Here is a 25,914-nt window from a genome sequence, read left to right as displayed (position 1 = left end):
TCATGAAAGCAAAGTTTCTCGTTCCGCTGCTGCTGTTCTTCGCTCTTGCCGCGTTCCTCGGCTTCGGCCTCACCCTCAACCCGCGCGAGGTACCCTCGCCGCTGATCGGCAAGCCGGCGCCCGAATTCACGCTTGCCCGCCTCGATCAGCCCGAGCAGCGCTTCGCACTCGAGGAAATGCGCGGCGAGGTGTGGTTGCTCAACGTGTGGGCGTCGTGGTGTGTCGCCTGTCGCGAGGAGCACCCCGTTCTGGTGCGCATGGCGCAGCAGAAGCTGGTGCCCATCGTTGGCCTCAACTACAAGGAGGTACGTGGTGACGGGGCGCTCAACGTACGCGGTATGGCACTCGACACCGAAACCGACCTTGCAATCCAGCGCGCCCGGCGCTGGCTGACCGACCATGGCGACCCCTACGTGCTGTCCGTGCTCGACATCGATGGCCGCGTTGGCATCGACTTTGGCGTCTATGGCGTACCCGAGACCTTCCTGATCGATCGCGAGGGCAAGATCCGCTACAAGCACATCGGCCCGATCACGCCCGAGGTGCTGAAGCAGGTGTTGCTACCGAAGATCGAGGAGGTCCGCCGTGCCGGCTGATCACTACAAGGAATTTGCGCTCCGGACGCTGCGCCTGGCTGCCTGCGCGCTCATGTTCGCGGGCGGGCAGTCCGCCTGGGCTGAGGGCCAGCCTGCGTCCGACCCCGGCTTGGCGCCGACGGTGGCGGCAGACCTCGCGCTCGAGGCTGACGTCATGGAGCTGTCGCACAAGCTGCGCTGCCTGGTGTGCCAGAACCAGTCGATTGCGGAATCCAATGCGCCGCTGGCGGTCGATCTACGCGACCAGGTGCGCGAACAGCTCGCGGCCGGCAACAGCAAGCAGGACGTCATCGACTATGTCGTCGCCCGCTATGGCGACTTCGTCCTTTACCAGCCGCCATTCCGTGCCTCGACTGCCGTGCTGTGGGTGGGGCCGGCACTGCTCCTGTTCGGGGGCGCCGGCTGGCTGGCCTGGCGGCTGCGCCGCAGGCAGGAAGAAGTGGCGGCCGATCATGGCCTGAGCGCCGCCGAGCGCGAACGTGCGCGCGTCCTGCTCGCGGGAGCGGACGAGGCAGCACCGAAATCTGAATCACCGGAGTCCCGTTCGTGACCGCCTTTATCCTTCTTGCCGGCCTGTTGCTGGCCGGTGCCCTGCTATTGATCGTTCCGCCGCTGTTGGGCGCAGGTGCGCGCCAGCGGCGCGAGCAGGCGCGTCAGAGCACGATGGCGCTGACCGTGCTGCGCGAGCAGCTGGCCGAGCTCGATGCAGACCTCGCGTCCGGCCAGATCGACGCCGAAAGCCATGCCCGCAGTCGCGAGGAGCTCGAGCGCCGCGCGCTCGAAGAGGGCGAGGCGGCTGCCGAAGCGGCTGAGCGTGCCGACGTGCGCCCGAGCCGCGGCTGGGCGGTGGCGATGGCAGTGAGCATCCCGGCCGTGGCCATCGCCTCCTACCTGGCGATCGGAGAGCCGGAGGCGCTCGATCCCGCAAACCTCACCACGCAGCAAGGTTTCACCCGCGAACAGGTCAACGACATGGTGGGCCAGCTCGTGGCCCGTCTCGAGCAGGAGCCCGACAACGTCGAGGGCTGGACCATGCTCGCGCGCACCTACATGGTGCTGGAGGATTACCCGAAGGCGGTCGCTGCGTTCGCGCGTCTGGGGGCGCTGGTGCCCGACGACCCCGATGTCCTGGCCGACTGGGCAGATGCCACTGCGGTGGTGAGCGGAACGGTGCAGGGCGAGGCCGAGGCGCTGGCGCAGCGTGCGCTGGCGGTGGCGCCCCAGCATGTCAAGGCGCTCGCCATTGCAGGCACCGGTGCATACCAGCGCAAGGACTTCGCGACCGCAGCCGGGCACTGGGAACGCATCCTTGCGCAGATTCCCGCGACCAACGACATGGCGAAGGGTTTGCGCGACAGCATCAACGACGCGCGCGCCAAGGCCGGGCTCGAACCGCTGGCTGCGCTCGAGGGGGCAGCGCCGGCGGCGGCCGCCCCGGTACTGACGATCAGCGGCCGTCTCAGCCTGTCTGCCGAGCTTGCGGACAAGGTGCAGCCAGCAGATGTCGTGTTCGTGTTCGTGCGTGCCGAAGCCGGCGGTCCGCCGTTCGCGGCGCTGCGTTTCACGGCCGCGGAACTGCCGCTCGACTTCGATTTCGATGGCGCGACACTGATGATGGGCGACATGCCCATCCCCGAGCGTGTCGTCGTCGCGGCCCGGGTTGCAAAGGGCGGTGACGCGACGGCGCGCAGCGGCGACCTCGAGGGCGCAAGCCCGGTGGTTTCGCCCGACAGCGAGGGACTCAGCGTCGTGATTGACCGCGTGCGGGAGTGACGGTCGCCGCTCAGCCGATGTATTCCAAACGCACCCGCTTCACGTTGCACAGCAGTTCGTAAGCAATCGTGCCCGCAGCCGCGGCAACGCGGTTGACCGGCACTTCGGTGCCCCACAGCTCGACCCGGGTGCCAATGTTCGCAGTCGGCAGGGCGCTGAGGTCCACCGTGAGCATGTCCATCGAGACCCGCCCGATGATGCGACTGGGCTTTCCGCCCACGCTCACCGGTGTGCCGTCCGGCACTGTGCGCGGATAGCCGTCGGCGTAGCCCATCGCCACCAGTCCGACACGCGTGGGTGTCTGCGCGACGAAGCGGCCGCCGTAGCCGAGCGCTTCTCCGACAGCGATCTCGCGTACCGCCATCACCGCGCTTTCGAGCGTCATCACCGGCTTGAGGCCGTTGTCTGGCGCCGGCATCGGGTCGGCCCCATAGAGCAGGATGCCGGGGCGCGCCCAGTCGCGCCGGGCGTCTGGCCAGCCCAGGATGGCGCTCGAGTTGGCAAGACTGCGCGCGCCGGGCAGGTTGGCGGTCGCCTCCTGGAAGCATTCGATCTGGTCCGCAGTGGTGATCACCTGTGGTTCGTCCGCGCGCGCGAAGTGCGTCATCAAGGTGATGTCGGCAACCTGCCTGCAGGCTTTCAGCCGTGCCCACACGGTGCCGACTTCCGCTGGCGCGAAGCCGGCCCGGTTCATGCCCGTATTCACCTTCAGCCAGACGTGGATGGGGGCTGCCATCGGCGTCGTTTCGAGCATCCGTACCTGATCCTCATGGTGGACGACGATCCATAGCCCCTCGCGCGCGACCTCGGCAAGCTCAGCCGCCTCGAACACGCCTTCGAGCAGGAGCAGCGGCTGACGAATACCGGCGGCGCGCAGCACCAACGCTTCCTCGAGGAAGGCAACCGCGAAGCCGTCGGCCTCAGCGGCCAGCGCCAGTGCGCAGTGCACCGCGCCATGGCCGTAGGCGTTGGCCTTGACTACCGCCAACGCGCGCGCGCCGTGGCGCTCGCGGGCGAGGCGGTAGTTGTGACGCAGGGCGGCGAGGTCGATCTGGGCGCGGGCAGGGCGCATGGTAGGCATCCGGGGTGCAATGTACAGGCTCGATGGTGCAGTCAACGCATTGGGGCCGCAATAGCGCGGCCCCAATGGCATGACTCCACGACTGATGAGCAGGGGATTCAGGCGGGTGACAGGGTGTAGCCCGCGGTGCTGCCGCCCGCCTTGCGACCGTAGCGGGCGAGGCCGAGGTCGTCATGGCGGATCGCCGGCTGGTGGCCGCAGACGAGATCGGCGACAAGTGCGCCGGCACCGCAGGACATGGTCCAGCCCAGCGTGCCGTGACCGGTGTTGAGGAAAAGCTCGGGGTAGGAGGTGGCGCCGATGATCGGCGTCGAGTCGGGCGTCATCGGCCGCAGCCCGGTCCAGAATTCTGCCTTGGGCAGGTCGCCGCTGCCGGGGAAGAGGTCGCCGACGACCATCTCCAGGGTTTCGCGCCGGCGTGGGTTCAGGCGCAGGTCGAAGCCGCCGAGCTCGGCCATGCCTCCAACTCGGATGCGGTCGTCGAAGCGGGTCACGGCCACCTTGTAGGTCTCGTCGAGCACCGTCGACACCGGCGCGGCGGCGGCATCGACCAGCGGTACCGTAAGCGAGTAGCCCTTGACCGGGTACACCGGCAGTTCGAGCCCCAGGCTGGCTGCCATCTGCCGGGAGTAGCTACCGAAGGCCAGCACGTAGCGGTCGGCGCGCAGGATCTCGTCGCCCTCTGCTCCCGCGACACGCACGCCGTCGATGTGGCCGCCACGCTTGAGCAGTTCGCGCACATCGACGCCGAAGCGGAACTCCACACCCGCTGCGCGTGCCATGTCGGCGAGCCGGGTGGTGAACAGGTGGCAGTCGCCGGTCTCGTCGTTGGGCAGGCGCAGGCCCCCGGCGAGCGGGGTGGCCCGGCTGGCCAGTGCGGGCTCGGCGCCGCCAAGCGCGTCGCCGGCCAGCAGTTCATAAGGTACGCCGCACTCGTCGAGTACGGCCGTGTCGCGCGCAGCTGCGTCTAGTTGGGCCTGAGTGCGGAACAGCTGCAGCGTGCCGCGGCTGCGCTCTTCGTAGTGCAGGCCGGTTTCGGCACGCAGGGTGCGCAGGCAGTCGCGGCTGTATTCGGAGACGCGCATCATGCGTTCCTTGTTCACCGCATAGCGCGCGCTGGTGCAGTTGGCGAGCATGCTCGCCATCCAGCGCAGCTGGAACAGGCTGCCGTCGGCACGGATCGCGAGTGGGGCGTGGCGCTGGAACAGCCACTTCACGGCCTTGAGGGGAATGCCGGGTGCGGCCCAGGGCGTCGAATATCCAGGCGAGACCTGGCCGGCATTGGCGTAGCTGGTCTCGAGCGCGGCACCAGGCTGGCGGTCGATGACCGTTACCCGGGCGCCGCGTTGCGCGAGGTACCAGGCGGTGGTGGTGCCGATCACGCCGCTTCCGAGTACGATCACGTTCATCCTGGTGTCTCCTGTCTTGTAGCTGTTGAATATCGGCAGTTTAGTCAGCAAAATGCAGTGAAAATCACCTAACTAATGGTCGATTCTAGTGATATGAACTTTGTTGCCCCGTGCCAGGGCACTTCAGGAGTGAAATGCGCGATCTCGACCGCATAGACCGCCGGATCATCGATCTGCTGCAGAAGGACGGCCGCCTGTCGATGACCGAGCTTGCCCAGCGTGTGGGGCTGTCGGCGACCCCGTGCACCGAGCGTGTGCGCCGTCTCGAACGCGAGGGCGTCATCACTGGTTACCACGCCCGCGTCGACCCGCGGGCGCTTGGCCGGCCCTTGCTGGTGTTCGTCGAACTCAAGCTCGCTGCCAAGTCGAACGACACCTTCGACCGCGTGAAGAAGGAGCTCGCGTTTGTCCCCGAGGTGATGGAGTGTCACCTTGTGTCGGGTGACTTCGATTACCTGATCAAGGCGCGTATCGCCGAGATGAGCGACTACCGGCGCCTGCTTGGCAACATCCTGCTCAAGCTGCCGTCGGCAACCGAATCGCGCAGCTACGTGGTGATGGAGGAGGTCAAGGAAAGTCTCTACCTGCCGCCCGAGCCTTGATCCAGGCCCCGGTCTGCACGTGACAGGGCGATCAGCAGCGGGATGACACCCGCGGCGGCGGCGAGGTGCTTGAGTGCATGTCCAGCGATAAGCTGCCCGGAGAGCGTCCAGATGCTGGTGTCGGCGGCCTCGAAAACCTTGGCCAGCCCGTATGCCACCAGGAGCCATCCCCATGGCAAGGCGCAGGCCCCGGGCCGCACACTGTGGCGCAGCCAGATCAGTAGGACCATGAAGCCGCCGAACTGCGTCAGAACGTATAGCCGCAGGTCGTCCTTCAGTACCCATAGGGCCAGCGCCGACGCGCCCAGCAACAGCCAGCCACCGAGCCAGCGCCGAGCCGCTCGGTCGCCGAGGCGCTCGCCGGCAAGGGCGCCGAGTGCACCGGCAAACGCGATGCACATGGCGAGGCGATCCCAGAACAGGCTGGCACTGCTGGGGTCGAGGTGGTACCAGGCGCTACCCGCCCCAGTCAGGACCAGGCCGATGAAGAACACCCTCAGCGCCATGCGCTGCGAGGGCGGCGCGTGCGCTCCCCGCACCAGGCCTGCAAGGCCCGCCGCACAGAAGGCGAGGCTGCTCAGGACATCGGCAGCGTTGGGAATGAGCAGGCGGCCGATTGCAAGTGCGCGCGTGTCGGCGAATTGGTGATACTGCGGCGACTGTGGGATGGGCGCTACGAGCGCGAGTGCGAGGGCGCTTACGCCGAGCACGGCCAGCGCTGTTGCTTGGGCATGCCATGTCTTCGGTCGGCGTGGACTCATCACTTGCCTCCGCTGTTGCCTCAGGGTGTGATCCAAAACGGCCGACTCGCATGAGCCGGGTTGAGCGTCTGAATCCGTATTAAGCGGGTGTAGAGCGACATGCCAAGTACGGCCAGCCCCCCGACCCAGCCGGTGGCTCCAGCGCCCGATCGCCGAACGGCGGCGCTTCAAGCTTAATCCAGCAATCCCAGAATGGCTGCCTTTACCGCGGTGGCGGTCTTGTTGGCGCAGTTGAGTTTGGCCATGGTGTTGGCGGCGTGAAAATTCACGGTGCGTTCGGAAATGCCCATGAGAATCGAAATCTCCCCGGCAGTCTTGCCCTCGGCGGTCCATCGCAAGACCTCGACCTCACGGGTCGTCAGTTCGCCGAGATCTTGCGCGTGGTGTTCGCGGGCCAACTGATGACACAGGTACTCATGGCCCGCATGGGCGAGAAAGCTCAAGCGCGCCCCATTCGCGAATAGCTCGGCCGAACTCAGACACTCGGCGCCGCGAACGAAAGACACCAGGCTCTGCCGGCCGCGACAGTCCGTGGCAGATTGAGACCAACCGTTGGCAATGCCGAACTGCCTGGCTTCTTCCCAGAACGTGTCGCTGGCCTGTGAGTAGTGTTCGGACCAGACGAAGGGCAGTTGCGATGCCATTCCACGCATGACCACGGGATCGTTATTGATGTATCCACGCTCGGCGTAAAGGGTTTGCCATTGTTCCGGGTAGTTGTTGAGCAGAACGATGCGGGGGTTGCTCAGTGGATAGCGGAAGCGCACACCGTAGGCCAGGTGGTCGAAGCCAAGTGCCTTGCTCTCAAGCTCGATCACCGAGAACACTTCGGTTGCACCGTGCGCGGCGTTCAGTCGGGTCAGGAGGTCTTCGCGCCAGATGTTCATCCGACGCCCTCTGGCCGGGTATCGGGATCTCTGAACCTGTCAACGTTGACATGCCTAGAAACACACCGGCGCGCTAATGTCTGGCAACAATGAAGCGCTTCAAACCAATAACAACGCGTGAGCAGATGAGAACAGAACAGCCAATGACGTCCGTCGTTCGGGTATCGGACGATGGACTCGTCCGTTTGCCGGAGCAGGCCTTGAGCACTGTCCGGTTGCGTCACTTCGCCTCGGGTCTGGACGTACCGGAGGCGGCCCCCATTCCGGGGTGTGGTGACGTGACTGAGGTGACCGGGTTCACCGAATGGATCGCGGGGCGTCGTCCTTACATCAGTCTGGGTTGGGATTGGGTGCTTGATGTCTTGCACGGTCATACCTTCCTAAAGCGCACGGGCGAGCCACGATCGAACGTCATGCTGGTCGACGGGCACATGCGGGATCTGGGCATGGCTGCCTCCCTGCGGCGACTGACAGCCATTGTCGATGGTCTGGCCTGGACCAAGACGGTGTGGCCTTCCATCGTTCAGCGCTACGGCGGCGTCGGCTGACCCGGGCGCCAGAAAAATACATCATCCAAAATGGCACACGAACAACCGAAAATTCGCCTTTACAAGCGGATTTCGCTTGAACAAAAGCTCAAACGATATCCGTTGAGAATATCAATTTTGATGTACATCGAAAAGCAAATGTCATGATTGGTTTGCTTCCGGCCAGAGGAGCATCATCTTGAGCAATTCGGTTGCCCGGCTGCATCAAGCCATGTCGATCGGCACGACGAGCGCGGCGGCCACGGTGGACGGGTGTCTGACGCGTATCGATCTCTCCAACGGCATCATCAACGCCGTGGTGACCCTGGATGCGGCGTCTGCGCGCCGGCAGGCCGAGGCCTGTGACCGTGAGTCTGTCCATGACCCTGCGAAGCTGCCGTTGCGGGGCGTGCCCATCACTGTCAAGGATGCGTTTGCCACGGCTGGCATGCGCACGACCGCTAGCCACCCGCCGCTGGCTGACTACGTGCCTGACACCGATGCGACCGTGGTTGCGCGTTTGCGCCAGGCGGGTGCAATCATCCTGGGAAAGACGAACCTGTCCCGACTGGCTGGCGACCCTCAATGCATCAGTCCGGTATTCGGGGCGACACGCAACCCATGGCGTCACGATGTCACCCCGGGCGGCAGTTCCGGCGGTGCCGCCGCCGCGGTGGCCATGGGGTTCTCGTACATGGACCCGGGCAGCGACCTGGGCGGCTCCATCCGCATCCCGGCGGCCTACTGTGGCGTCTATGGACTCAAGGCCACGGAGAACCGTATTCCGAGAACCGGTCACATTCCGCATCTGCCCGGGCAGCCGCGCAGTGTCCGACACATGCTCAGTTTCGGCGTACTGACCCGGTCGATCGAGGATCTGGCGCTTGGTTTGTCGGTCATGGCGGGGCCGGACCGTATCGATACCGAGGTGCCGCCGGTCGCCGGAGTGGCCGGCCGTGCCCGCACTGACCGGCTGCGCGTCGCTTGGTGGGATGACTTCGCCGGCCTGCCCCTGTGCGATCGTACACGTGCCGGCCTGGATCGGACCATCGGGCGGCTCACCGATGCGGGCGTAGAGGTTGTACGGTGTTTTCCCGACGCCTTCGATCCTGAGCGTGCCCTATACGCTTATGGTGTGCTCGCCGGCGCCGAGATCGGTCTGGCCTTCAAGCCCTGGGAGCGTCATCTGATCGCGATGGCCGGTCGCCTGATTCCCAAGCGCCAGCCTCTCACCCGAGCCTTCACGCAAGGTTTGCGGTTTGACTGGCGTCGCTACAACGCCGCGCTCAACATCCGGGATCAGCTGATCAGTGCCATGGAGAACTTCCTCGATGACCACGATGTGCTGATTTGCCCCACGGCACCGCGGACCGCTTATCCGGCGTTCGCGCTCAAGCCGCTGGGCAAGCCGCCGACACTGGTGGTCGGTGACCGGGCCCTCCCTTTTCTGGAGGCCACCGTCAGTATGGTGGGGCTGTTTTCACTGACCGGTCACCCCGTGGTTTCGCTGCCGGCTGGCCCGGTCGATGGCCTGCCAGTCGGTCTGCAGTGTGTCGGGCGGCGCTGGGGGGATGAAGCGCTGATCGAGGCCTGTGCACAAATCGATCGCATCGTCGATGGCTACGCGACGCCGCCGGCTGCAGCCAGCTGACGGCGACTGGTAAGAGGGACTGCCGGCCCGAGAACAATTCCTTCTTCAGTACATCCGAATGGCATTCGTCTCGGCTACATGAGCCATGAAAGCAAAACGCCAACCCCGGAGGATTGGCGCAAGTGCTTGAATTCAGGTGGAGCGGGTGAAGGGAATCGAACCCTCGTCATCAGCTTGGGAAGCTGAGGTAATAGCCATTATACGACACCCGCCATGCGCATCCGGCCCCTGGCCGAAGCGAACAAGGTCGCCATTCTACTGGGCGCAGGCCGTCCGACGCAATGTGTCCAGGTGAGCCCGGCAGGTGGTGTCAGCGATGACGGAGTGACTGCGGTTATGCGTCGTGGCGCCGCCTCAAGGCAGTCCTGCTTGCAGATACGCATCGAGCTGCAGTACCTCGGTGCGCCATTGCAGATTGTCGTTCGTGCTCGTCGTTGCCAGGTGCTCAGCCGTGATCAACAGGGCGGCGGGCGAGGCGAGCAATCCAAGGTTGTGGCGGACTGCGTGCAACGCGGCGGATACGCTCCGTCCGTCCGATGATTGGTCTTCCCCGAAGAAGCCTACCGCTTGTTGCAGCATGAACGGGATGTTCGACACGTATACCGTGTCCACAGCGAAACCGTCGTTGCTTGCCCGCTCCGAGAGTCGTGCGGCAAGGCGTCCGAAGGGCCGTAGCGGGGCGTCGGGCGAGGTTGCAAGATCCAGTTGCAGCACTCTGACGGCGCCGGTTTCGAACAGCTCGCGTATGTGCCGGTAGCGCTCTGTCGAACGTTCGTTGAGCCAGCTGTCGGGGCGGGACAGCTCACGGCCAATCCAGTCCCGTACGTCGGTGGAGAACATCCGCAGGCGAGGGCGCTGGGGCAGTTTCGGGGTGACTGCATCCACGAAGGCTGCGGGTGAGTCGGCCCTGCGCAATGCCTGGCGTACTGCTCGCCAGACGCGGAACTGGTGCAGATTGATGTCGCACAGATACACGCTGGCGGAGCTTCTGGCCGCGGCGATGTCGAGATTGCGAAAGCTGCCCCAGCCGACATGGATGCAGGGCGCCGCGCGCCGGCTCGCGCGCAGCGCAGCGAGAGCGCGGGCGGTGCCTTCGTCCTCCCGCATCGTCACGGTGTAGCCGCCGCGGTCGGGTCGCAGCGGGCGTCCGCCGAGCAGCCAGGGCAGCTCCGTGCGCATGGCGGTCGAAGCCGCTGTCATCCGTGTCGAGCGGGGGGCAGAGGTGAAATCTGCGCTTCGATGTCGCCGTAGTCGAACGCCTCGCAGGCGTCGAGATCGAGTCCCAGCGCCGACGCCGGCAAGGCGAACTCGGTGGATGCAGGCGGGACGTGGCGTGCCATGGCCGAGACCAGGCTGAATCCCTTGCCAGCATCGAAGGTGTGGGCGAGGCCGGCGGGCCAGAACAGCATGTCGCCGCGCGCCACCGCCACCCTGAGTACTGCTTCGCCTCGCCGGCCCGGATGTTCGATGAAGAACGTGGCGCTGTCCGCGGTGATCAGCGCAATACGCCCCGAGTCGTGTACATGGGGTTCGCGGTTGCGTGTCCTCAATGGGCCATCGGGGTGGCGCTCGGCCGGGGCGCGCACGTGGATTGCCGACGGTCCGCCGATCGACCGGGTCAGCAGCAGGCTCTCGAAACGCATGTCGCCGATGTCATGACCATAGCCCGCGGACTCGAGGTCGTGGCGTGCGCGCATGATCTCCTCGACTTGATCGACAGCAGCCGGGCAGCGGCGCAGGAAACGTCGTTCCTGCCAATGCCTGCCGACCATGTCCTCGAACTCGTGGGTGGCGAGCGAGCCCGCCAGCAGTGTTTCCCAGAATGCGAGCAATGCCGCGTTGCTGGGCAGCAGGCTTGCGGTAGGTGAAATCGACGCCGTCATCATGTGCTCATCACTGTGCGGACTCATGCGACCCGCGACATGAAGTCCTCGAACTTGCCGCCTGCGGAGCGTGGAATGGCGTCGACATAGTGAAACTCGAGCTTGAAGGGGTAGCCCAGGTTGCGCTGTATCTCCTCGCCGAGGCGCAGCTCCGTGGCTTCATCAGGTCGGTGCGTGGCCACGATGTCGACCTCGATACGCTCGAGCTCGACCTGGATCATGCGCAGCTGTCGCAATGGCACGATGGTGTTCATGGCCTTGTAGTTCAGGATCGGCCAGTGGCATCGACCGTCCGGCAGGCGCAGCATGTTGCGTTGGCGGCCAAGGATGCGCCTGATGACCGGCAGGCCGCGACCGCAGGGGCAAGGTTCGCCGACTTCGGCATAGTCGCCAACTTCGTAGCGTAGCAGCGGGAAGGCAAAATTGTGCAGCGGTGTGACCACCACTCGTCCGATGTCACCGGGGCCGCAGGGCTGGCCGCCGGCGTCGAGGATCTCGATGCGGGCGTTCTCGGCCTGTAGGTGGTAGTGATCGTGCTCGGGGCATTGCAGCGCGAGGTAGCCCGTCTCGCGCGTGCTGTAGATGTCGGTCAGGGAAACACCGAGCAATTGCCGGCAGCGCTCGCGCAAGCCTTCGGGCAGCGCTTCGCTTACCGTGCGGACCTCGCGCAGGCGCTCCAGCCGCAACGGCCTGCCGTCTTCAAGGGTGCGCAGAAGGGTGTCGAGAATCGTGGGGTGGGTCAGCAGGTATTCGGGTTGTTCGCGCTCCAGCCAAGCGATCTGCTGGTCGACGCTCGAGCGTACGTCCAGCATGGCAACGGGGCCGGTGCGGACGAGGTCGGCCGTGGCGCTGCCCCAGTTCGGGCCACGCCCACCCTGGGGGGGCGCGGCACTGCCATCGGGGAAAAAGCGGATTGAACACAGCTTGCCCGCCACGTCACGCGCATGCCATTCGTGGTCACGAAGCGTGAATGCCTCCCAGAACAACTGGGTGAGCGTGGTTTGCTCGACGGCGATCGGCTTGCCTGTCGAGCCAGAAGAGAAAATGGTTTCGCGACCACCATGCGCTTGCGGGCAATGCGTACTACGCAGCGCCGCTTTCTCTTCCTGCACGGTGTCGCGCTTGAGGACCGGGATCGACCGCCATGCGCTTTCGTCCAGTTGCGCGGGGAGGTGTGCGAGCGTGCGGGCGTAGTAGGGGCTGTGCTTGCGGGCGTGGGCGACGAGCTCGGCAAGCTGGCGCAACTGCATGCTTGCCAGCCGCTCGGCAGGCCACCATTGCGTGGCTGCGAACTGATGCAGCAACCCGAGGCGCATGATCGCCCTTGGTCCCGGCAACGCTGGCCAGTGCAGGCCAGGCATCGTGCTTACGAAGTCCATGCTTGGGGGACGCTTGCTGCGGTTCCGGATGAAGTGGATGAGAAAGGTCAAAAACCACCGCGCCAGGGCGGGACCCGGCACGGTGGCGGTACGACGAAGGCTGCAGCCGTCAGAAGCCGAGGCGCAGCGAAACCGCGGCGGAGTAGCTCGGGTCCTCGCCGGAGGTGGCGGCATGCGCCGACACGGTCACAACCATGTTCGGCTTGATGCGGTGATCCACATCGACGCCGACACGCTGCCAGTTCTTGCGGATGCGGGCGCCTGGCTCGTTGAAGCTGAGCAGACCGCTCGCCTCGCTGCCAGATAGCGCCGGGCCACGGTCGTCGAGGCGATGAACGGTCTCGATCGTGCCGCGGACCCCGGTCGCCGGCGTCAAGCTCCAGTCGGCGGCGACGCCGAGGCGGAGCTCGTCGGCGTTATGTTTCTGGCCGTCAAAGGTAGCGGGGAAAGCGCCGCCGCTCTCAGTGTAGCCGTCGACCTTGACCCGGCTCCAGGTGTAGGAGGCCCAGGGCGTCAGTGTCGCCGAGCCCAGCCGTGCGGCGTCGAACCAGTCCGCACGCAAGCGCAGTGCGAGTGCGTCGACGTCCGGGCTGCCGCTCGAACGTTCCTGCGTCGTGCCGTTCATGTAGCCGCGCCGGATATCGGCATCCCAATCACCGAGCACTGCGGTGACGGAGCCGACGATGGGGGAGCCTTCAGGGCGCCAGTTCACCTCGCCCACCAGGAACTGGCCGTCGACCTTGCTGCGGCCGCCAAAGGCGAGATCCTGAGTCTGGCGTCCGATGCCGACGCCGACCCCGGCGCGCACGGCGCCGCCAGCGAAGTCGGTGCACACACCCACCTCTCCCGTGCCGACGCGGGCATCCTTGTTCTCGTGTCGGGCGAGATCGCCGGTCGCCCAGAAACAGTTCGTGCTGCCGAGCTGTGGATAGCTCATCAGCGGGCGATGGTGGGCGCCATTGAGCGGCAGGTTGGTCAGTTGCAAGCCGGAATGGAAGGCCTGGCCGGCGCCGGAGACGCTGCGCAGCCAGTCCTGCACGCTGATGATGCCGCTGCCGTGACCCACACGTGCGAGCCACACCTGATTGCGCCCCTCTGCATCCCGGCCGGTGCCGACTACGACGTTGCCGAGGCTATTCACGCCGACCTCGCCACCGTCTGCCAGCCGCCAGCCTTCGGGCGTGGTCACGCCCGCGCCCGCCAGCCAGTCCGACACCGACTGCATGCCCGTCGCGGCCGTCCAGCGGAAGGGCTGGTAGATCGAGTCTGCGTCGTACGTGACCCCGACCACGACGCTGCCGTCGTCCGAGAGCCCGCTCGCCCAGCTATAGTTGCCGCCCAGGGTGCCGAGGTCGGCCATGCCGCCCGCCTCGGTCCAGCGGAAGGCATGGTATTGGTCCTCTTCGGTGCGCGCGTATCCGATCACGACGCTGCCGTCGATGTTGACCCGGTAGGCGTAGCTCCAGTTGCCACCCAGTGTGCCCAGGTTGGTCATGCCGGAGGCCTCGGTCCAGCGGAAGGCGTGCGTGTGTCCGCTCTCTGTGTCCGCGTGGCCGACCACCGCGCTGCCGTCACCGGAAATGCCGTATGCGTAACTATAGTTGCCGCCCAAGGTGCCCAGGTCGGCCATCCCTCCCGCTTCCGTCCAGCGGAATGCATGGCCATGGCTTGCTGCAGTGTATGCATATCCGGCTACGGCATTGCCATCGTTGGACACACCGGTCGCGTAGCTGTAGCTGCCGCCCAGGGTGCCCAGGTCGACCATGCCGGTGGCCTCGGTCCAGCGGAAGGCGCGGTCCTGGTTCATCGCCGTGCGAGCCTGTCCGACAACCACGCTACCGTCCGCGGAGACACCGTAGGCATAGCTGTAGTTGCCGCCCAGGGTGCCGAGATCGATCATGCCGGTGGCCTCGGTCCAGCGGAAGGCGCGGGAGTTGCTCCAGTCGGTGAGGTAGCTCTGCCCGACCACCACGCCGCCATCGGCGGACATGCTGTGGGCGTAGCTGTAGTTGCCGCCCAGGGTCCCCAGGCTGGCGATGCCGTCGGCAGCGGTCCACCGGAAGGCGTTGTAGTAGCCATCCGTCGTCTCCCCGTAACCGATGACGACCGTGCCATCCGCGGAAACCACACGGTTGTTGTAATAGCCACCGAGGCGGTTGTAGTCGCCTCCCAGCGAGCCGAGAACGGTGAATTCCGCGGGAAGGCTGGATTGGGCCGAAGCAATCAGGGGGAACCCCGTCGCAATGGCCAAGGCCAGCACGCTGGGGCGAAGCATCGAGCGGGTTTTTTTGCTGCTGGTTTTCATGTTCTTGTCGCCTGAGCGTGCGAGTGCATCCTGCGCTCAAGATTAGCACCAAGGCCACGGAGCGCTCAGGGTCTTTTCGCCCAAGTTGGGCTTACGCAACATCCGCTTCGCCCGATACCGGCAGACGGCGTTTTCTGTGTGAGCGTCAGGCCACCAGTCGTTCGACCGCCTCGCGGATGCGCGCAGGTTCGTCCATCTTGAGGATGCGCTGCACCTTGGGTGCGAGTTCGCCGAGGTCGGCGCGCAGGATCTGTTGCTTGATCTCGAGGATGTTGCCCGGATGCATAGAGAAGTTGCGCAGGCCCATGCCGAGCAGCAGCTCGGTGTAGGCGAGGTCGCCTGCCATCTCGCCGCACACCGACACGGGCAGGCCGTAGCGGGCGCCGGTGGCGATGGTACCGGCGATGAGCTTGAGCACCGCGGGGTGGAGCGGGTCGTAGAGGTGTACCACCGCCTCGTCCGAACGGTCGATCGCCAGCGTGTACTGGATGAGGTCGTTGGTGCCGATCGACAGGAAGGCGAGGCGGCGGATGAACATGCCGAGCGACAACGCGGCCGCGGGGACTTCGATCATGCCGCCGATCTGCACGCCTTCGTCGAACTTGAGCTTCTCGGCGCGCAGCTCAGCCTTGGCCTTTTCGATCAGGGCAAGGCATTGGTCGATCTCCTGGGCGTGGGCGAGCATCGGCACCATGATCTGCAGTTTGCCGTGCGCCGACGCGCGCAGCAGTGCGCGCAGCTGGGTGAGGAACATCTTGGGTTCGGACAGCGAGTAGCGCACCGCGCGCAGGCCGAGCGCGGGGTTGGGCTCCATGCGCGAGTGCACGCCGTTGAGTGCCTTGTCGTTGCCGACGTCGAAGGTGCGGATGGTGACCGGCTTGCTCGGCATCGCCTTGACGACGGCGCGGTAGGCCTCGTACTGCTCGTCCTCGTCGGGCAGGTTGTCGCGGCCGATGAAGAGGAACTCGGTCCGGTACAGGCCGATGCCGTCGGCGTTGGCGGACTTGACCGCGGGCAGGTCCTTGGGGCCCTCGATGTTGGCCATCAGGTTGATGCTTTCGCCGTCCAGCGTGGTGGCGCGCGTGTCGCGCAAGCGGTTGAGCTTGGAGCGTTCGATCTCCAGCTCGCTGCGGCGCAGGCGGTACTCCTCGATGATCTCGTCGCCGGGGGCGACGATGATGACGCCGCGCGTGCCGTCGACGATGACGAGCTCATCGTCCTCGAGCAGGTCGCGCACATGGTGCAGGCCGACCACGGCGGGGATCTTGAGGCTGCGGGCAACGATCGCGGTGTGGCTGGTCGGCCCGCCGACGTCGGTGACGAAGCCGGCGATGTTGTGGTCGCGAAAACCGATGGTGTCGGCCGGTGACAGGTCGTGGGCGACGACGATGGTGCCCAGACCGTCGCGCCGCTTGGGCGGCAGGTGGCCGGGATGGCCGAGCAGGACCTTGACCAGGCGTTCGATCACCTGCACGACGTCGGCCTGGCGCTCGCGCAGATAGGGGTCCTCGATCTGACGGAACTGCTCGACCAGGTGCTCCATCTGCTGCACCAGCGCCCACTCTGCGTTGCAGCGGCGCGATTCGACGAGTTGGCGGGCGGCGTCGACCAGCATCGGATCGGCCAGCATCATCAGCTGCAGGTCGACGAATGCGCCGACTTCGCTGTGGGCCTGGCCCGAGGTGGTGACCGCCTTGAGGCCGACGAGTTCGCCCTGCACGGTGGCGACGGCCTCGTCCAGGCGCGCGAGCTCGTCCTCGATGTGGCGCGGCGCGACGTGGTAGTGGTTGACCTCGAGCAGGGCGTGGGAGATCAGGTGCACATGGCCGATCGCGATGCCCTGCGAGACCGGGAGGCCGTGGACAGTGAAAGGCATCTCACTCCCCTTCGCCGAAGCGGTCCGCGACCAGGTCCCGGATCGCCCGCAGGGCGTCGTCGGCCTGCTCGCCTTCGGTGTCGATCGTGATCGTGCTGCCCTTGGCGGCGGCCAGCATCATCACGCCCATGATGCTCTTGGCGTTGACGCGGCGGCCGTTGCGCTCGAGCCAGACCTCGCACGGGTAATTGCTGGCGAGCTGGGTGAGCTTGGCCGACGCACGTGCGTGCAGGCCGAGCTTGTTGATGATGTCGGCGTCCGCTCTTGGCATGGACTCGTCTCCCCCGGGTTTTCCCGTGTCCTCGTTATTCTTCGCGTTCAGTTGGCGTCGACGTGCAGGACGCCGTCGCAGGCGCCCGATACCGCACGCTTGACCAGGGTCGGCATGTCACGTTCGCGATAGGTCAGTACGCGCAGCAGCATCGGCAGGTTCACGCCGGCGACCAGTTCGATGCGGCCCGGCATCACCAGCTTGGCCGCGATGTTGCTCGGCGTGGCGCCGTAGATGTCGGTGAGCACGAGCACGCCTTCGCCGCCATCGACCCAGCCCAGCATGTTGCGCGCCAGCGGCAGCACGTCCAGGGGGTCGTCCTGCGCCGATACGCCAAGCTGCGCGATCTGCACAGGCCGTTTGTTGAGCACATGGCAGCAGCACTGGATGAGCGATTCGCCCAGCGTGCCATGCGTTATCAGAAAGATGCCGATCATGTCCGTTCTCCGCTGGGCGTGATTCTAGCCGAGTCTGTGCGGGGGGCGTCCGTTGGCCGGTGTGCGGCGGGCAAAGGGTATTTTGAAAACCAGGCAAATTTAATTTGGACAAATGTTAAAATGTCTCGCTCGACCCGTTACGGCTCGTGCCGCAAGTGCTGCGGCCTCCCTTCATATAACGACAAGGAGCTGGAATGACAGAGCGCAGGGACCCGATGTCCCCCGATGGCCAGGTCAATCCGATCGACACCGACTACAAGGTTGGCCAGGACAACATCATCGTTAACGTGGGGCCGCTTGGCCTCGACATCCACAACCGCGTATTCGCGATCTCCGGCCTCGCCGTGGTCGCCTTCGTGATTCTCACCCTGGCCTTCCAGAACCATGTCGAGCCCCTCTTCAGTGGCCTGCGCGGCTGGCTGACGACACACCTCGACTGGTTCTTCATCAGCGCCGGCAACGTCTTCGTGCTGGTCTGCCTGGGCCTGGCGGTGTCGCCGCTCGGCAAGGTCAGGCTGGGCGGTACCGAGGCGAAGCCCGACTACTCCTATCTCGGCTGGTTCTCGATGCTGTTCGCGGCCGGCATGGGGATCGGGCTGATGTTCTTCGGCGTCTCCGAGCCCTTGTCCCACTTCGGCAGCGCTTTTGGCGGCACCGTGGTCGAGGACGGCGTGCGCACCGACTGGGCGCCTCTGGGGGCCGCAGCGGGCGATGCCGAGGCGGCGACCCGTCTCGCCATGGCAGCGACCATCTACCACTGGGCGCTGCACCCGTGGGCGATCTACGCCATCCTGGCGCTCGGCCTGGCCCTGTTTTCGTTCAACAAGGGCCTGCCGCTGACCGTGCGCTCAGTGTTCTATCCGCTGCTCGGCGAGCGTGTATGGGGCTGGCCGGGGCACGTCATCGACATCCTTGCCGTATTTGCCACACTGTTCGGTCTGGCCACCTCGCTCGGCTTCGGCGCCGCGCAGGCCTCGGCGGGGCTCAACTACCTGTTCGACGTACCGCTCGGCAACACCACCCAGGTCGTGCTGGTGATTGCGATCACCGCCATTGCACTGGTGTCGGTGGTGGCGGGGTTGGACGCGGGGGTCAAGCGCCTGTCCGAGATCAACATGGTGCTCGCGGTCGTGCTGTTGCTGTTCGTGGTAGCAGTGGGGCCCACGCTGGCGATCCTGACCGGCTTCTTCTCCAATCTTGGCGCCTACCTGCAGAACCTGCCCGCGCTCGCCAACCCGATCGGGCGTGACGATGCCAACTTCTCGCAGGGCTGGACCGCCTTCTACTGGGCATGGTGGATCTCCTGGTCGCCCTTCGTCGGCATGTTCATTGCACGCGTGTCGCGTGGGCGCACGGTGCGCGAGTTCATCGTCTCGGTGCTGATCGTGCCCTCGCTGGCCTGCGTGATGTGGATGACGGTATTCGGCGAGACCGCGATCAGCCAACTCGTCAGGGATGGCTACGAGGCTGCCGCCGGCGCCGCCTTGCCCCTGCAGCTATTCACCATGCTCGACGCGCTGCCGCTGGCCTCGATCACCTCGTTCGTCGCCATCGTGCTCGTGGTCGTGTTCTTCGTCACCTCGTCCGACTCCGGGTCGCTGGTGATCGACGTCATCTCCGCAGGCGGCAAGGTGGATGCGCCGATGCCGCAGCGCGTGTTCTGGTGCACCTTCGAAGGGCTGGTGGCGGTTGCGCTGATTCTTGGCGGTGGTCTGGTGGCCTTGCAGGCGATGGCGGTGTCGACCGGCCTGCCGTTTACCATCGTGCTGCTGATGTCGGCGGTGGCGGTGATCAAGGGCCTGGCCTCGGAGCCGCGTACGGGCTGAAGGCTTGCGCTACGATTCTCTCTCGCCCTCGCCACTGCTGTCCGCCATGCAGATCGAACAACTCGAGATCCTCGACTTCCTGCGCGCCCATCCGCCCTTCGACGAACTGCCCGACGAGGTACTGCAGCGGGTGGCGGCGGCGATCGACGTGCGCTACTACAAAGCGGGCGAGGCGATCGTCGAGTTCGGCCAGGTGGCCGAGTCCTGGCATGTGGTGCGCAGCGGTGCGGTGGAGGTCTTCCGCCGCAACGGCACGCTCTACAACCGCCTCACCGCCGGCGGCTACTTCGGCGAGTTCGGCCTGCTGCGCAACGGGCGGGTGCGTTTTCCGGTCACTGCGCTGGAAGACACGCTGCTGTACCTGATTCCGCGCGAGCTCTTCGCCGAGCTTTTCGACCAGCACGAGCGCTTCGCCGACCTGGTGGAGGTCGAGGACCGCACACGGCTGCGCCAGGTGGTCTCCAAGCGCGAGGAGTCCAACGACCTGCTGTCGGCGACGATCGACACCCTGGTCGGACGTAGCGCGGTAACCTTGTCCAGCACCGCCAGTGCGCGCGAGGTGGCGCAGCGCATGAGCGAGGAGGGCGTGTCCTCGCTGCTCATTCTCGAACACAACCCGGAGGTGCCCGATCTGCCGCAGCTTGCCGGCATCGTCACCGACCGCGACCTGCGCACACGCCTGGTCGCCCCCGGCCTACCTTACGACACCCCGGTGACCGAGATCATGTCGGCCGGCGTGGTGTCGGTGAACCACAACCAGCTCGTGTTCGAGGCCATGCTGGCGATGCTGCGCCATAACGTGCATCACCTGCCGGTGCTCAGGAACCAGCGTCCGCTGGGTGTGATCGCGCTGTCGGACATCATTCGCTACGAGTCGCGCAGCAGCCTGTTCCTGGTCGGCAGCATCTTCCGCCAGCACTCGGTGGATGAACTCGCCGCCCTCGTACCCGAGGTGCGCGCCTGCTTCGCACGCATGGTGGCCGAGGACGCCAGCGCCAACATGATCGGCAGCGCCATGGCCGCGATCGGGCGCAGCTTCAAGCAGCGCCTGCTCGAGCTGGCCGAGGCCGAGCTTGGCGCGCCGCCCGTGCCCTACTGCTTCCTCGCGCTCGGCTCGATGGCGCGCCAGGAGCAGATGATCGTCACCGACCAGGACAACGCCCTGGTGCTCGACGACCGCTTCGACCCCGTGCAGCACGACGCCTACTTCAGGGCGCTTGCCGCATTCGTCAGCGACGGCCTGGCGCGCTGCGGCTACAGCTACTGCAGTGGCGGCGTGATGGCGACCAACGAACGCTGGCGCCAGCCGCTCAAGGTGTGGGAGCGTACCTTCACGGACTGGATCGAGCGTCCTACGCCCGAGTCGCTGCTCAACGCCGGCATCTTCTTCGACCTCGACGGCGTCTGGGGGCGGTTGGAGTGGGCAACGCGGCTGCGCGAGCTGATCGCGCGCAAGGCCAAGGGCAACTCGCGCTTCCTCGCCTGCATGGCACGCAACGCGCTGCAGCGCACGCCACCGCTGGGTTTCTTCAAGGATTTCGTGGTCGAATCCGATGGCCGCCACAGCCGCGTCATCAACATCAAGCGCCGCGGCACCGCGCCGCTCGCGGACCTGACCCGCGTCCACGCGCTGGCGATCGGCTCGATGGCACTCAACTCCTTCGAGCGCCTGAAGGACGTCATCGACGCCGCCATCCTGCCGCTTGGCCGCGGCCAGGACCTCTACGACGCACTGGAATTCATCGCCATGGTGCGCGCCCGCCACCAGGCCGAGTCACTCGCCGCAGGCGAAGAGCCGGACAACAGCATCGACCCCGAGAAGCTGTCCGAATTCGAACGCAAGAGTCTGCGCGATGCCTTCCTGATCCTCGGCAACGCGCAGAAATTCCTCAAGTACCGCTACCAGCCCGGGCGGGCGAACTAAGGGCGCGGCCATGCTTCACCTTGGCGACCTCAGGAAGGACGCGCCCGCCGCGCCTGCACGCAGCGGTGAGCCGCGCGCCCGCGCCGTTCCGGACTGGCCGGCGCGCTTCGCCGAACTCGCCGCCGCCGCACGCGATCCGCGCCTGCATCGCTTCTATGCGGCAGGCACGGTCGCGGGCGAAACGCCGCTCAAGAACGTGCAGATGGTCGCGCTCGACGTCGAGACCACCGGGCTCGACCCGGTTCGCGACGAGATCGTCAGCATCGGCGTGGTGCCGATGGATCTCACCTGCATCCGCTCGAGCGCCTCGCGCTACTGGGTGGTGCGCCCGCGTGCCGAGCTGCACCCCGAGTCGGTGACGATCCACGCCATCACCCACGCGCAGATCGCCTCCGCACCCGATCTCGGCGCCATCGTGGACGAACTGCTGCCGGCGTTGGCCGGCCGCGTCGTGGTGGTGCATTGCGGCGACATCGAGCGCAGTTTCCTGGCCGCAGCGCTCAAGGCGCGCATCGGCGAAGGCATCGAGTTTCCGGTGATCGACACCATGGAGCTGGAGGCGCGCCTGCATCGTGCGCCAGCGACGGGCTCTTGGCTTGCAAACCTCCGCGCCCGCCTGTTTGGCCGCAAGCACGACCAGGTGTCGATCCGCCTCGCCGACAGCCGCGAACGCTACCGCCTGCCGCGCTACCGCGCCCACCACGCGCTGACCGACGCGCTCGCCACCGCCGAGCTGCTGCAGGCGCAGGTGGCGCACCGGTTCGCGCCGGATACGCCGCTGCACGCGCTGTGGCAGTGAATCAGTCGAGGCCCTGGCTCTGCAGGTACTCCTCGTAGGTCCCGCGGTAATCCACGATCTGCCGGTCCAGCTTGATCTCGATGATGCGGGTGGCGAGCGATGACACGAACTCGCGGTCGTGGGAGATGAAGATCAGCGTGCCGGAGAACTTCTCGAGGCCGCTGTTGAGCGACTCGATCGATTCCATGTCGAGGTGGTTGGTCGGCTCGTCCATCAGCAGCACGTTGGGGCGCGACAGCATCAGCTTGCCGAACAGCATGCGGCCCTGCTCGCCACCGGAGATCACCTTGACCGACTTCTTCACCTCGTCGCCCGAGAACAGCAGGCGGCCGAGCGTGCCGCGCAGCAGGGTCTCGTTGTCCTCGCCGGTGGCGGCGGCGGTGATGCGCGAGTAGGGCGCGATCCAGTCGGTCAGGCTGACGTCCTCGGCGAAATCGCTCGAGTGATCCTGGGCGTAGTAGCCGGGCTTGGCCTTCTCAGCCCACTTGATGGCACCCTTCTGCGGCGCAAGCTCGCCCACCAGCAGCTTCAACAGGGTGGTCTTGCCGACGCCGTTCTCGCCGATGATGGCGACGCGTTCGCCGGCCTCGATGGCGATCGAGAAGCGGTTGATGAGCGGCTTGTCCATGCCCTCGTAGGCGAAGGAGATGTTGTCCACCTCGCAGGCCAGGCGGTGCAGCTTGTCCTTTTCGTCGTAGTCGAAGCGGATCCACGGGTACTGACGGCTGGACGGCTTGACGTCCTCGGGCTTGAGCTTGTCGATCAGCTTGAGGCGGCTGGTGGCCTGCTTGGCCTTGGACTTGTTGGCCGAGAAGCGGCGCACGAAGGCCTGCAGCTCCTGGATCTTGTCCTTGGCGCGGGCGTTGGCCGAAGATTGGCGCTCGCGCGCCATCGTCGACGCTTCCATGTAGTCGTCGTAGTTGCCCGGATAGATCGTGATCGTGCCGTAGTCCAGGTCGGCCATGTGGGTGCACACCTGGTTCAGGAAGTGGCGATCGTGCGAGATGATGATCATCGTGCAGTCACGATTGTTGAGCACGTCCTCGAGCCAGCGGATGGTGTTGATGTCGAGGTTGTTGGTCGGCTCGTCGAGCAGCAGGATGTCGGGATTGGCAAACAGCGCCTGGCACAGCAGCACGCGCAGCTTCCAGCCCGGGGCGACCTCGCTCATCGGGCCGTTGTGCAGTTCGGTGCCGATGCCCACGCCCAGCAGCAGTTCCCCGGCGCGCGACTCGGCGGTGTAGCCGTCGTACTCGCCCACCTTGCCCTCGAGTTCGGCGGCGTGCATGTAGTCGTCTTCGGTGGCGTCCGGGTTGGCGTAGATCGCGTCGCGCTCCTTGATCGCCGCCCACAGTTCCTCGTGGCCCATCATCACCACGTCGAGTACGCGCATGTCCTCGTAGGCGAACTGGTCCTGGCGCAGGTAGGCCATGCGCTCATGGACATCCTTGGAGACGTTGCCTGCGCTGGCTTCGAGGGCGCCGCACAGGATCTTCATGAAGGTCGACTTGCCGGCCCCGTTGGCCCCGATCAGGCCGTAGCGGTTGCCGTCGCCGAACTTGACGGAGACGTTCTCGAACAGGGGCTTGGCCCCGAACTGCATGGTGATGTTGGCTGCGACGAGCACGGAGAGTCCTGAAGTTCAGATAAAACAAAGCGTTGGATTATAGCGCAGGCGCCATCAAACGCGGCGCCATGGCGCGTGGTGCGAGGGCTGTCGTACGTACCGTGCAAGGTTCGGGGTTATGCTCGACAGCGTCATCAATCCACCTCGTGCCCACGGCCACGCCCGCTTCCGCTCATGCGCTTCCTTCACTCCGCCGACTGGCATCTTGGCCGTGTCTATCACGGCGTCTCCCTGCTCGAAGACCAGGACCATGCGCTGCAGCAGTTCGTGCGTATCGCTGCCGATACCCGGCCCGACGCCGTGCTGCTTGCCGGTGACATCTACGACCGTTCGGTGCCGCCCGCAGAGGCGTTGCGCCTGCTCGACCGCGTCCTCGAGCAGCTCGTGCTCGGGTTGAGGATTCCGGTGGTGATGATTGCGGGCAACCACGACGGCCCCGATCGTCTCGCCTTCGGCTCCGGCCTGCTGCAGCGCGCAGGGCTCCTGGTGCGTGGCCCGGTGGAGTGGGCTGCGGCGCCGCTGGTGCTGAATGATGCGCACGGCGAGGTCGAGATCCATGCCTTGCCCTATGCCGAGCCCGCGCTGGTGCGCAGCGTCAGTGGCGACGATACGGTCACCGACCACCACGCCGCGCTTGCCGCGCAGACTGCGGCCGTGCGTGCCGCGCGGGCGCCGGGCCGGCGCGTGGTCGTGGTTGCCCACGCCTTCGTGCAGGGCGGCGCAGAGAGCGAGTCCGAGCGTCCGCTGTCGGTAGGGGGCACGGGGGCGGTCGGTGCCGAGGTGTTCGCCGGCTTCGATTATGTCGCGCTCGGTCACCTGCACCGTGCGCAGCAGGTGGGCGAGGCGCGCATCCAGTACGCCGGCTCGCTGCTGAAGTACGCGTTCTCCGAGGCGGACCAGCGCAAGTCCGTGACCCTGGTCGAGCTCGACGGCGCGGGCGTGTGCAGCGTCGAGCGCATTGCGCTCACGCCACGCCGCGACCTGCGTATCGTGGAAGGCACGCTCGAAGCCATCGTCGCCGCCGCTGCCTCCGACCCGGCGCGTGACGACTACCTGCTCGCCCGCCTCACCGACAGCGGTGCGCTCCTCGACGCCATGGGCAAGCTGCGCACGGCCTACCCGAACGCGCTCGCCATCGAGCGCCCCGTGCTCACCGGCGACGGCCCCGGCCGTGCCCACGCCGACCACCGCCGCACCCGCATCCAGGACCTGTTCGCCAGCTTCCATCGTGACACCACCGGACTCGCGCTCGAGCCTGCCGCACAGGCTGCGCTCGAACGCATCGTCGACCGCATCGAGCTGGAGGCGCGCAGCGCATGAAACCGCTCAAGCTCAACCTGCAGGCCTTCGGTCCCTTCGCCGGCCGTGAAACGGTGGACTTCACCTTGTTGCCGCCCGGCTGCCTGTTCCTGATCGCCGGCCCCACCGGCGCCGGCAAGACGTCCATCCTCGACGGCATCACCTACGCCCTCTACGGCGACACCTCGGGCGGCGAGCGCAGCGCGCGTGAAATGCGCAGCCACCATGCCGACGCCAGCGTGCAGACCGAGGTCGAGTTCGAGTTCGCCCTCGGCCAGCGCCACTACCGCGTGCGCCGCGTGCCCGAGCAGGAGCGTGCGGCGCTGCGTGGCGACAAGCTGGTCAAGGTGCTCGCCCGTGCCGAGCTTTACCGCCTCGAGGCGGACGGCGAGACCTGGACGCCGCTGGCGCAGAAGACCACCGAGGTTGGTGCGCTGGTCGAAGAGCTGCTCGGCTTCAAGGCCGAACAGTTCCGCCAGGTGGTGGTGCTGCCGCAGGGGCAGTTCCGCAAGCTGCTCGCGGCGAGCTCGGCCGAGCGCGAGAAGATCCTCGAGACCCTGTTCGCCACCGCCACCTACAAGCGTCTGCAGGATGCCCTCAAGGCCGACGCCGCCGCGCTGCGCGAGCGTGGCGAGAAGGCCGCGCTGCAACGCCGCACCTTGCTCGATCAGGCTGGCGCTGACGCACCCGAGGCGCTGCTGGCCCGCCGCGACGCACTGCAGGCCGAACTGGCGGTACTGACCGGCGCCGAAACGCAGGCGCGCGCCGACGATACCGCTGCGCGCACCGCCCTGCAGCAAGGCCAGGCGGCCCAAGCGCAGTTTGCCGAAGCGGATGCGGCGAAGACCGCCTTGCGGGCCTTGGAGACCGGCCTGGCCGAGCTCGACACCCAGCGCCAGCGCCTGGCGCAGGCGCGCAGAGCGGCGCTGGTGGTGCCGGCCGACAGTGCGTTCGCCGCCGCCCGCCGCAGTGCCGACGAGGTTGTGCAGTTCGGTGCCGAT

General features: G+C 66.3%; 23 protein-coding genes and 1 tRNA gene. 11 read left to right on the top strand and 13 right to left on the bottom strand.

The annotated features are described in order from the left end of the window. Positions 1-2 precede the first annotated feature (2 nt). The 3 genes from B447_RS02015 to ccmI are packed head-to-tail and all read left to right on the top strand — an operon-like array spanning position 3 to position 2,369. Entirely contained in the window at positions 3-596 is a 594-nt protein-coding gene (locus tag B447_RS02015; protein WP_002926045.1) for a DsbE family thiol:disulfide interchange protein, read from the top strand. Further along, a complete protein-coding gene (locus B447_RS02010) occupies positions 586-1,146 on the top strand; it encodes a cytochrome c-type biogenesis protein (RefSeq protein WP_002926043.1) in 561 nt (186 codons plus the stop codon). Before B447_RS02015 ends, B447_RS02010 begins: the two co-directional genes overlap by 11 nt. Beyond that, positions 1,143-2,369: a c-type cytochrome biogenesis protein CcmI gene (gene ccmI / locus B447_RS02005; protein ID WP_002926041.1), complete on the top strand. Its 1,227-nt coding sequence runs from the start codon at positions 1,143-1,145 to the stop codon at positions 2,367-2,369. Before B447_RS02010 ends, ccmI begins: the two co-directional genes overlap by 4 nt. A 10-nt stretch (positions 2,370-2,379) precedes the next feature. On the opposite strand, the gene alr is transcribed toward ccmI, so the two are convergent. Next, the gene (gene alr / locus B447_RS02000) at positions 2,380-3,441 is read right to left on the bottom strand and encodes an alanine racemase (protein ID WP_002926039.1); all 1,062 of its coding nucleotides are present in this window, start codon (positions 3,439-3,441) and stop codon (positions 2,380-2,382) included. A 107-nt stretch (positions 3,442-3,548) separates the two neighbouring features. Further along, complete coding sequence (locus tag B447_RS01995) at positions 3,549-4,859, bottom strand: D-amino acid dehydrogenase (RefSeq protein WP_002926037.1); 1,311 nt, start codon at positions 4,857-4,859, stop codon at positions 3,549-3,551. Positions 4,860-4,993: 134 nt separating this feature from the next. Between B447_RS01995 and B447_RS01990 the strand changes: the two genes are divergently transcribed. After that, positions 4,994-5,461: a winged helix-turn-helix transcriptional regulator gene (locus tag B447_RS01990; protein WP_002926036.1), complete on the top strand. Its 468-nt coding sequence runs from the start codon at positions 4,994-4,996 to the stop codon at positions 5,459-5,461. Here B447_RS01990 and B447_RS01985 read toward each other — a convergent pair. After that, on the bottom strand, positions 5,440-6,222 hold the full coding sequence (locus B447_RS01985; RefSeq protein ID WP_002926033.1) for a hypothetical protein: 783 nt from the start codon (positions 6,220-6,222) through the stop codon (positions 5,440-5,442). The two genes, B447_RS01990 and B447_RS01985, sit on opposite strands and share 22 nt — an antisense overlap. A 173-nt stretch (positions 6,223-6,395) precedes the next feature. Then, positions 6,396-7,109: an autoinducer binding domain-containing protein gene (locus tag B447_RS01980; protein WP_002926031.1), complete on the bottom strand. Its 714-nt coding sequence runs from the start codon at positions 7,107-7,109 to the stop codon at positions 6,396-6,398. Positions 7,110-7,198: 89 nt separating this feature from the next. Here B447_RS01980 and B447_RS01975 point away from each other — a divergent pair, with 89 nt between their 5' ends. Together B447_RS01975 and B447_RS01970 are read left to right on the top strand one after the other, a co-directional pair. After that, a complete protein-coding gene (locus B447_RS01975) occupies positions 7,199-7,657 on the top strand; it encodes a DUF4902 domain-containing protein (protein ID WP_332306949.1) in 459 nt (152 codons plus the stop codon). A 178-nt stretch (positions 7,658-7,835) separates the two neighbouring features. Next, positions 7,836-9,287 (top strand): amidase, encoded by a 1,452-nt coding sequence (locus B447_RS01970; RefSeq protein WP_002926026.1) that lies wholly within the window; start codon positions 7,836-7,838, stop codon positions 9,285-9,287. Between the two features lie 137 nt (positions 9,288-9,424). Here the strand turns inward: B447_RS01970 and B447_RS01965 are convergent. The 8 genes from B447_RS01965 to B447_RS01930 all read right to left on the bottom strand — a co-directional run bounded on the left by B447_RS01965 (position 9,425) and on the right by B447_RS01930 (position 17,438). Next, a tRNA-Gly gene (locus B447_RS01965) sits at positions 9,425-9,499 on the bottom strand. 142 nt (positions 9,500-9,641) lie between these two features. Then, entirely contained in the window at positions 9,642-10,466 is an 825-nt protein-coding gene (locus tag B447_RS01960) for an LIC_10091 family protein (RefSeq protein ID WP_002926024.1), read from the bottom strand. A 17-nt stretch (positions 10,467-10,483) separates the two neighbouring features. Next, positions 10,484-11,197 (bottom strand): hypothetical protein, encoded by a 714-nt coding sequence (locus B447_RS01955; RefSeq protein ID WP_232431447.1) that lies wholly within the window; start codon positions 11,195-11,197, stop codon positions 10,484-10,486. Next, entirely contained in the window at positions 11,194-12,486 is a 1,293-nt protein-coding gene (locus tag B447_RS01950; protein ID WP_002936022.1) for a phenylacetate--CoA ligase family protein, read from the bottom strand. Before B447_RS01950 ends, B447_RS01955 begins: the two co-directional genes overlap by 4 nt. 172 nt (positions 12,487-12,658) lie before the next feature. Further along, entirely contained in the window at positions 12,659-14,854 is a 2,196-nt protein-coding gene (locus B447_RS01945; RefSeq protein ID WP_002936019.1) for an autotransporter domain-containing protein, read from the bottom strand. Positions 14,855-14,999: 145 nt separating this feature from the next. After that, positions 15,000-16,730, bottom strand: a complete 1,731-nt coding sequence (ptsP, locus tag B447_RS01940) for a phosphoenolpyruvate--protein phosphotransferase (protein WP_002936018.1) — start codon at positions 16,728-16,730, stop codon at positions 15,000-15,002. A 1-nt stretch (position 16,731) separates the two neighbouring features. After that, positions 16,732-17,001, bottom strand: coding sequence for an HPr family phosphocarrier protein (locus B447_RS01935; protein WP_002926011.1), 270 nt, complete (start codon positions 16,999-17,001; stop codon positions 16,732-16,734). A gap of 47 nt (positions 17,002-17,048) precedes the next feature. Beyond that, complete coding sequence (locus B447_RS01930) at positions 17,049-17,438, bottom strand: PTS sugar transporter subunit IIA (protein WP_002926009.1); 390 nt, start codon at positions 17,436-17,438, stop codon at positions 17,049-17,051. 194 nt (positions 17,439-17,632) lie between these two features. Between B447_RS01930 and B447_RS01925 the strand changes: the two genes are divergently transcribed. From B447_RS01925 to B447_RS01915, 3 genes are read left to right on the top strand one after another with little or no spacing between them, the layout of a single operon-like run. Next, positions 17,633-19,264, top strand: a complete 1,632-nt coding sequence (locus B447_RS01925; RefSeq protein ID WP_002926006.1) for a BCCT family transporter — start codon at positions 17,633-17,635, stop codon at positions 19,262-19,264. A 46-nt stretch (positions 19,265-19,310) separates the two neighbouring features. Then, positions 19,311-21,188, top strand: a complete 1,878-nt coding sequence (locus tag B447_RS01920; RefSeq protein ID WP_002936015.1) for a DUF294 nucleotidyltransferase-like domain-containing protein — start codon at positions 19,311-19,313, stop codon at positions 21,186-21,188. 10 nt (positions 21,189-21,198) lie between these two features. Further along, the gene (locus B447_RS01915) at positions 21,199-21,987 is read left to right on the top strand and encodes a 3'-5' exonuclease (RefSeq protein ID WP_002936013.1); all 789 of its coding nucleotides are present in this window, start codon (positions 21,199-21,201) and stop codon (positions 21,985-21,987) included. 1 nt (position 21,988) lies between these two features. Here the strand turns inward: B447_RS01915 and B447_RS01910 are convergent, their stop codons facing one another. Continuing rightward, positions 21,989-23,614, bottom strand: a complete 1,626-nt coding sequence (locus B447_RS01910; RefSeq protein ID WP_002936011.1) for an ABC-F family ATPase — start codon at positions 23,612-23,614, stop codon at positions 21,989-21,991. 174 nt (positions 23,615-23,788) lie between these two features. Here B447_RS01910 and B447_RS01905 point away from each other — a divergent pair, with 174 nt between their 5' ends. Together B447_RS01905 and B447_RS01900 are read left to right on the top strand one after the other, a co-directional pair. Further along, positions 23,789-24,934: an exonuclease SbcCD subunit D gene (locus B447_RS01905; protein ID WP_002936010.1), complete on the top strand. Its 1,146-nt coding sequence runs from the start codon at positions 23,789-23,791 to the stop codon at positions 24,932-24,934. Beyond that, the coding region (locus tag B447_RS01900; RefSeq protein ID WP_002936009.1) for an AAA family ATPase at positions 24,931-25,914 on the top strand (984 nt) is incomplete at its 3' end. The genes B447_RS01905 and B447_RS01900, both read left to right, overlap by 4 nt.

The sequence above is a fragment of the Thauera sp. 27 genome, from assembly GCF_000310125.2.
GTDB lineage: Bacteria > Pseudomonadota > Gammaproteobacteria > Burkholderiales > Rhodocyclaceae > Thauera > Thauera mechernichensis.
Note: the sequence above shows the minus strand (reverse complement) of the source record. Positions and strands in the feature narration are given on the sequence as shown.

What these genes read in the sequence shown, in the direction of transcription:
- B447_RS02015 (WP_002926045.1), top strand. Translation starts at nt 3, where the DNA reads ATGAAAGCAAAGTTTCTCGTTCCGCTGCTGCTGTTCTTCGCTCTTGCC.
- alr (WP_002926039.1), bottom strand. Translation starts at nt 3,441, where the DNA reads ATGCGCCCTGCCCGCGCCCAGATCGACCTCGCCGCCCTGCGTCACAAC.
- B447_RS01995 (WP_002926037.1), bottom strand. Translation starts at nt 4,859, where the DNA reads ATGAACGTGATCGTACTCGGAAGCGGCGTGATCGGCACCACCACCGCC.
- B447_RS01990 (WP_002926036.1), top strand. Translation starts at nt 4,994, where the DNA reads ATGCGCGATCTCGACCGCATAGACCGCCGGATCATCGATCTGCTGCAG.
- B447_RS01985 (WP_002926033.1), bottom strand. Translation starts at nt 6,222, where the DNA reads ATGAGTCCACGCCGACCGAAGACATGGCATGCCCAAGCAACAGCGCTG.
- B447_RS01980 (WP_002926031.1), bottom strand. Translation starts at nt 7,109, where the DNA reads ATGAACATCTGGCGCGAAGACCTCCTGACCCGACTGAACGCCGCGCAC.
- B447_RS01975 (WP_332306949.1), top strand. Translation starts at nt 7,199, where the DNA reads ATGAAGCGCTTCAAACCAATAACAACGCGTGAGCAGATGAGAACAGAA.
- B447_RS01960 (WP_002926024.1), bottom strand. Translation starts at nt 10,466, where the DNA reads ATGCGCACGGAGCTGCCCTGGCTGCTCGGCGGACGCCCGCTGCGACCC.
- B447_RS01955 (WP_232431447.1), bottom strand. Translation starts at nt 11,197, where the DNA reads ATGAGTCCGCACAGTGATGAGCACATGATGACGGCGTCGATTTCACCT.
- B447_RS01950 (WP_002936022.1), bottom strand. Translation starts at nt 12,486, where the DNA reads ATGCGCCTCGGGTTGCTGCATCAGTTCGCAGCCACGCAATGGTGGCCT.
- B447_RS01945 (WP_002936019.1), bottom strand. Translation starts at nt 14,854, where the DNA reads ATGAAAACCAGCAGCAAAAAAACCCGCTCGATGCTTCGCCCCAGCGTG.
- ptsP (WP_002936018.1), bottom strand. Translation starts at nt 16,730, where the DNA reads ATGCCTTTCACTGTCCACGGCCTCCCGGTCTCGCAGGGCATCGCGATC.
- B447_RS01935 (WP_002926011.1), bottom strand. Translation starts at nt 17,001, where the DNA reads ATGCCAAGAGCGGACGCCGACATCATCAACAAGCTCGGCCTGCACGCA.
- B447_RS01930 (WP_002926009.1), bottom strand. Translation starts at nt 17,438, where the DNA reads ATGATCGGCATCTTTCTGATAACGCATGGCACGCTGGGCGAATCGCTC.
- B447_RS01925 (WP_002926006.1), top strand. Translation starts at nt 17,633, where the DNA reads ATGACAGAGCGCAGGGACCCGATGTCCCCCGATGGCCAGGTCAATCCG.
- B447_RS01920 (WP_002936015.1), top strand. Translation starts at nt 19,311, where the DNA reads ATGCAGATCGAACAACTCGAGATCCTCGACTTCCTGCGCGCCCATCCG.
- B447_RS01915 (WP_002936013.1), top strand. Translation starts at nt 21,199, where the DNA reads ATGCTTCACCTTGGCGACCTCAGGAAGGACGCGCCCGCCGCGCCTGCA.
- B447_RS01905 (WP_002936010.1), top strand. Translation starts at nt 23,789, where the DNA reads ATGCGCTTCCTTCACTCCGCCGACTGGCATCTTGGCCGTGTCTATCAC.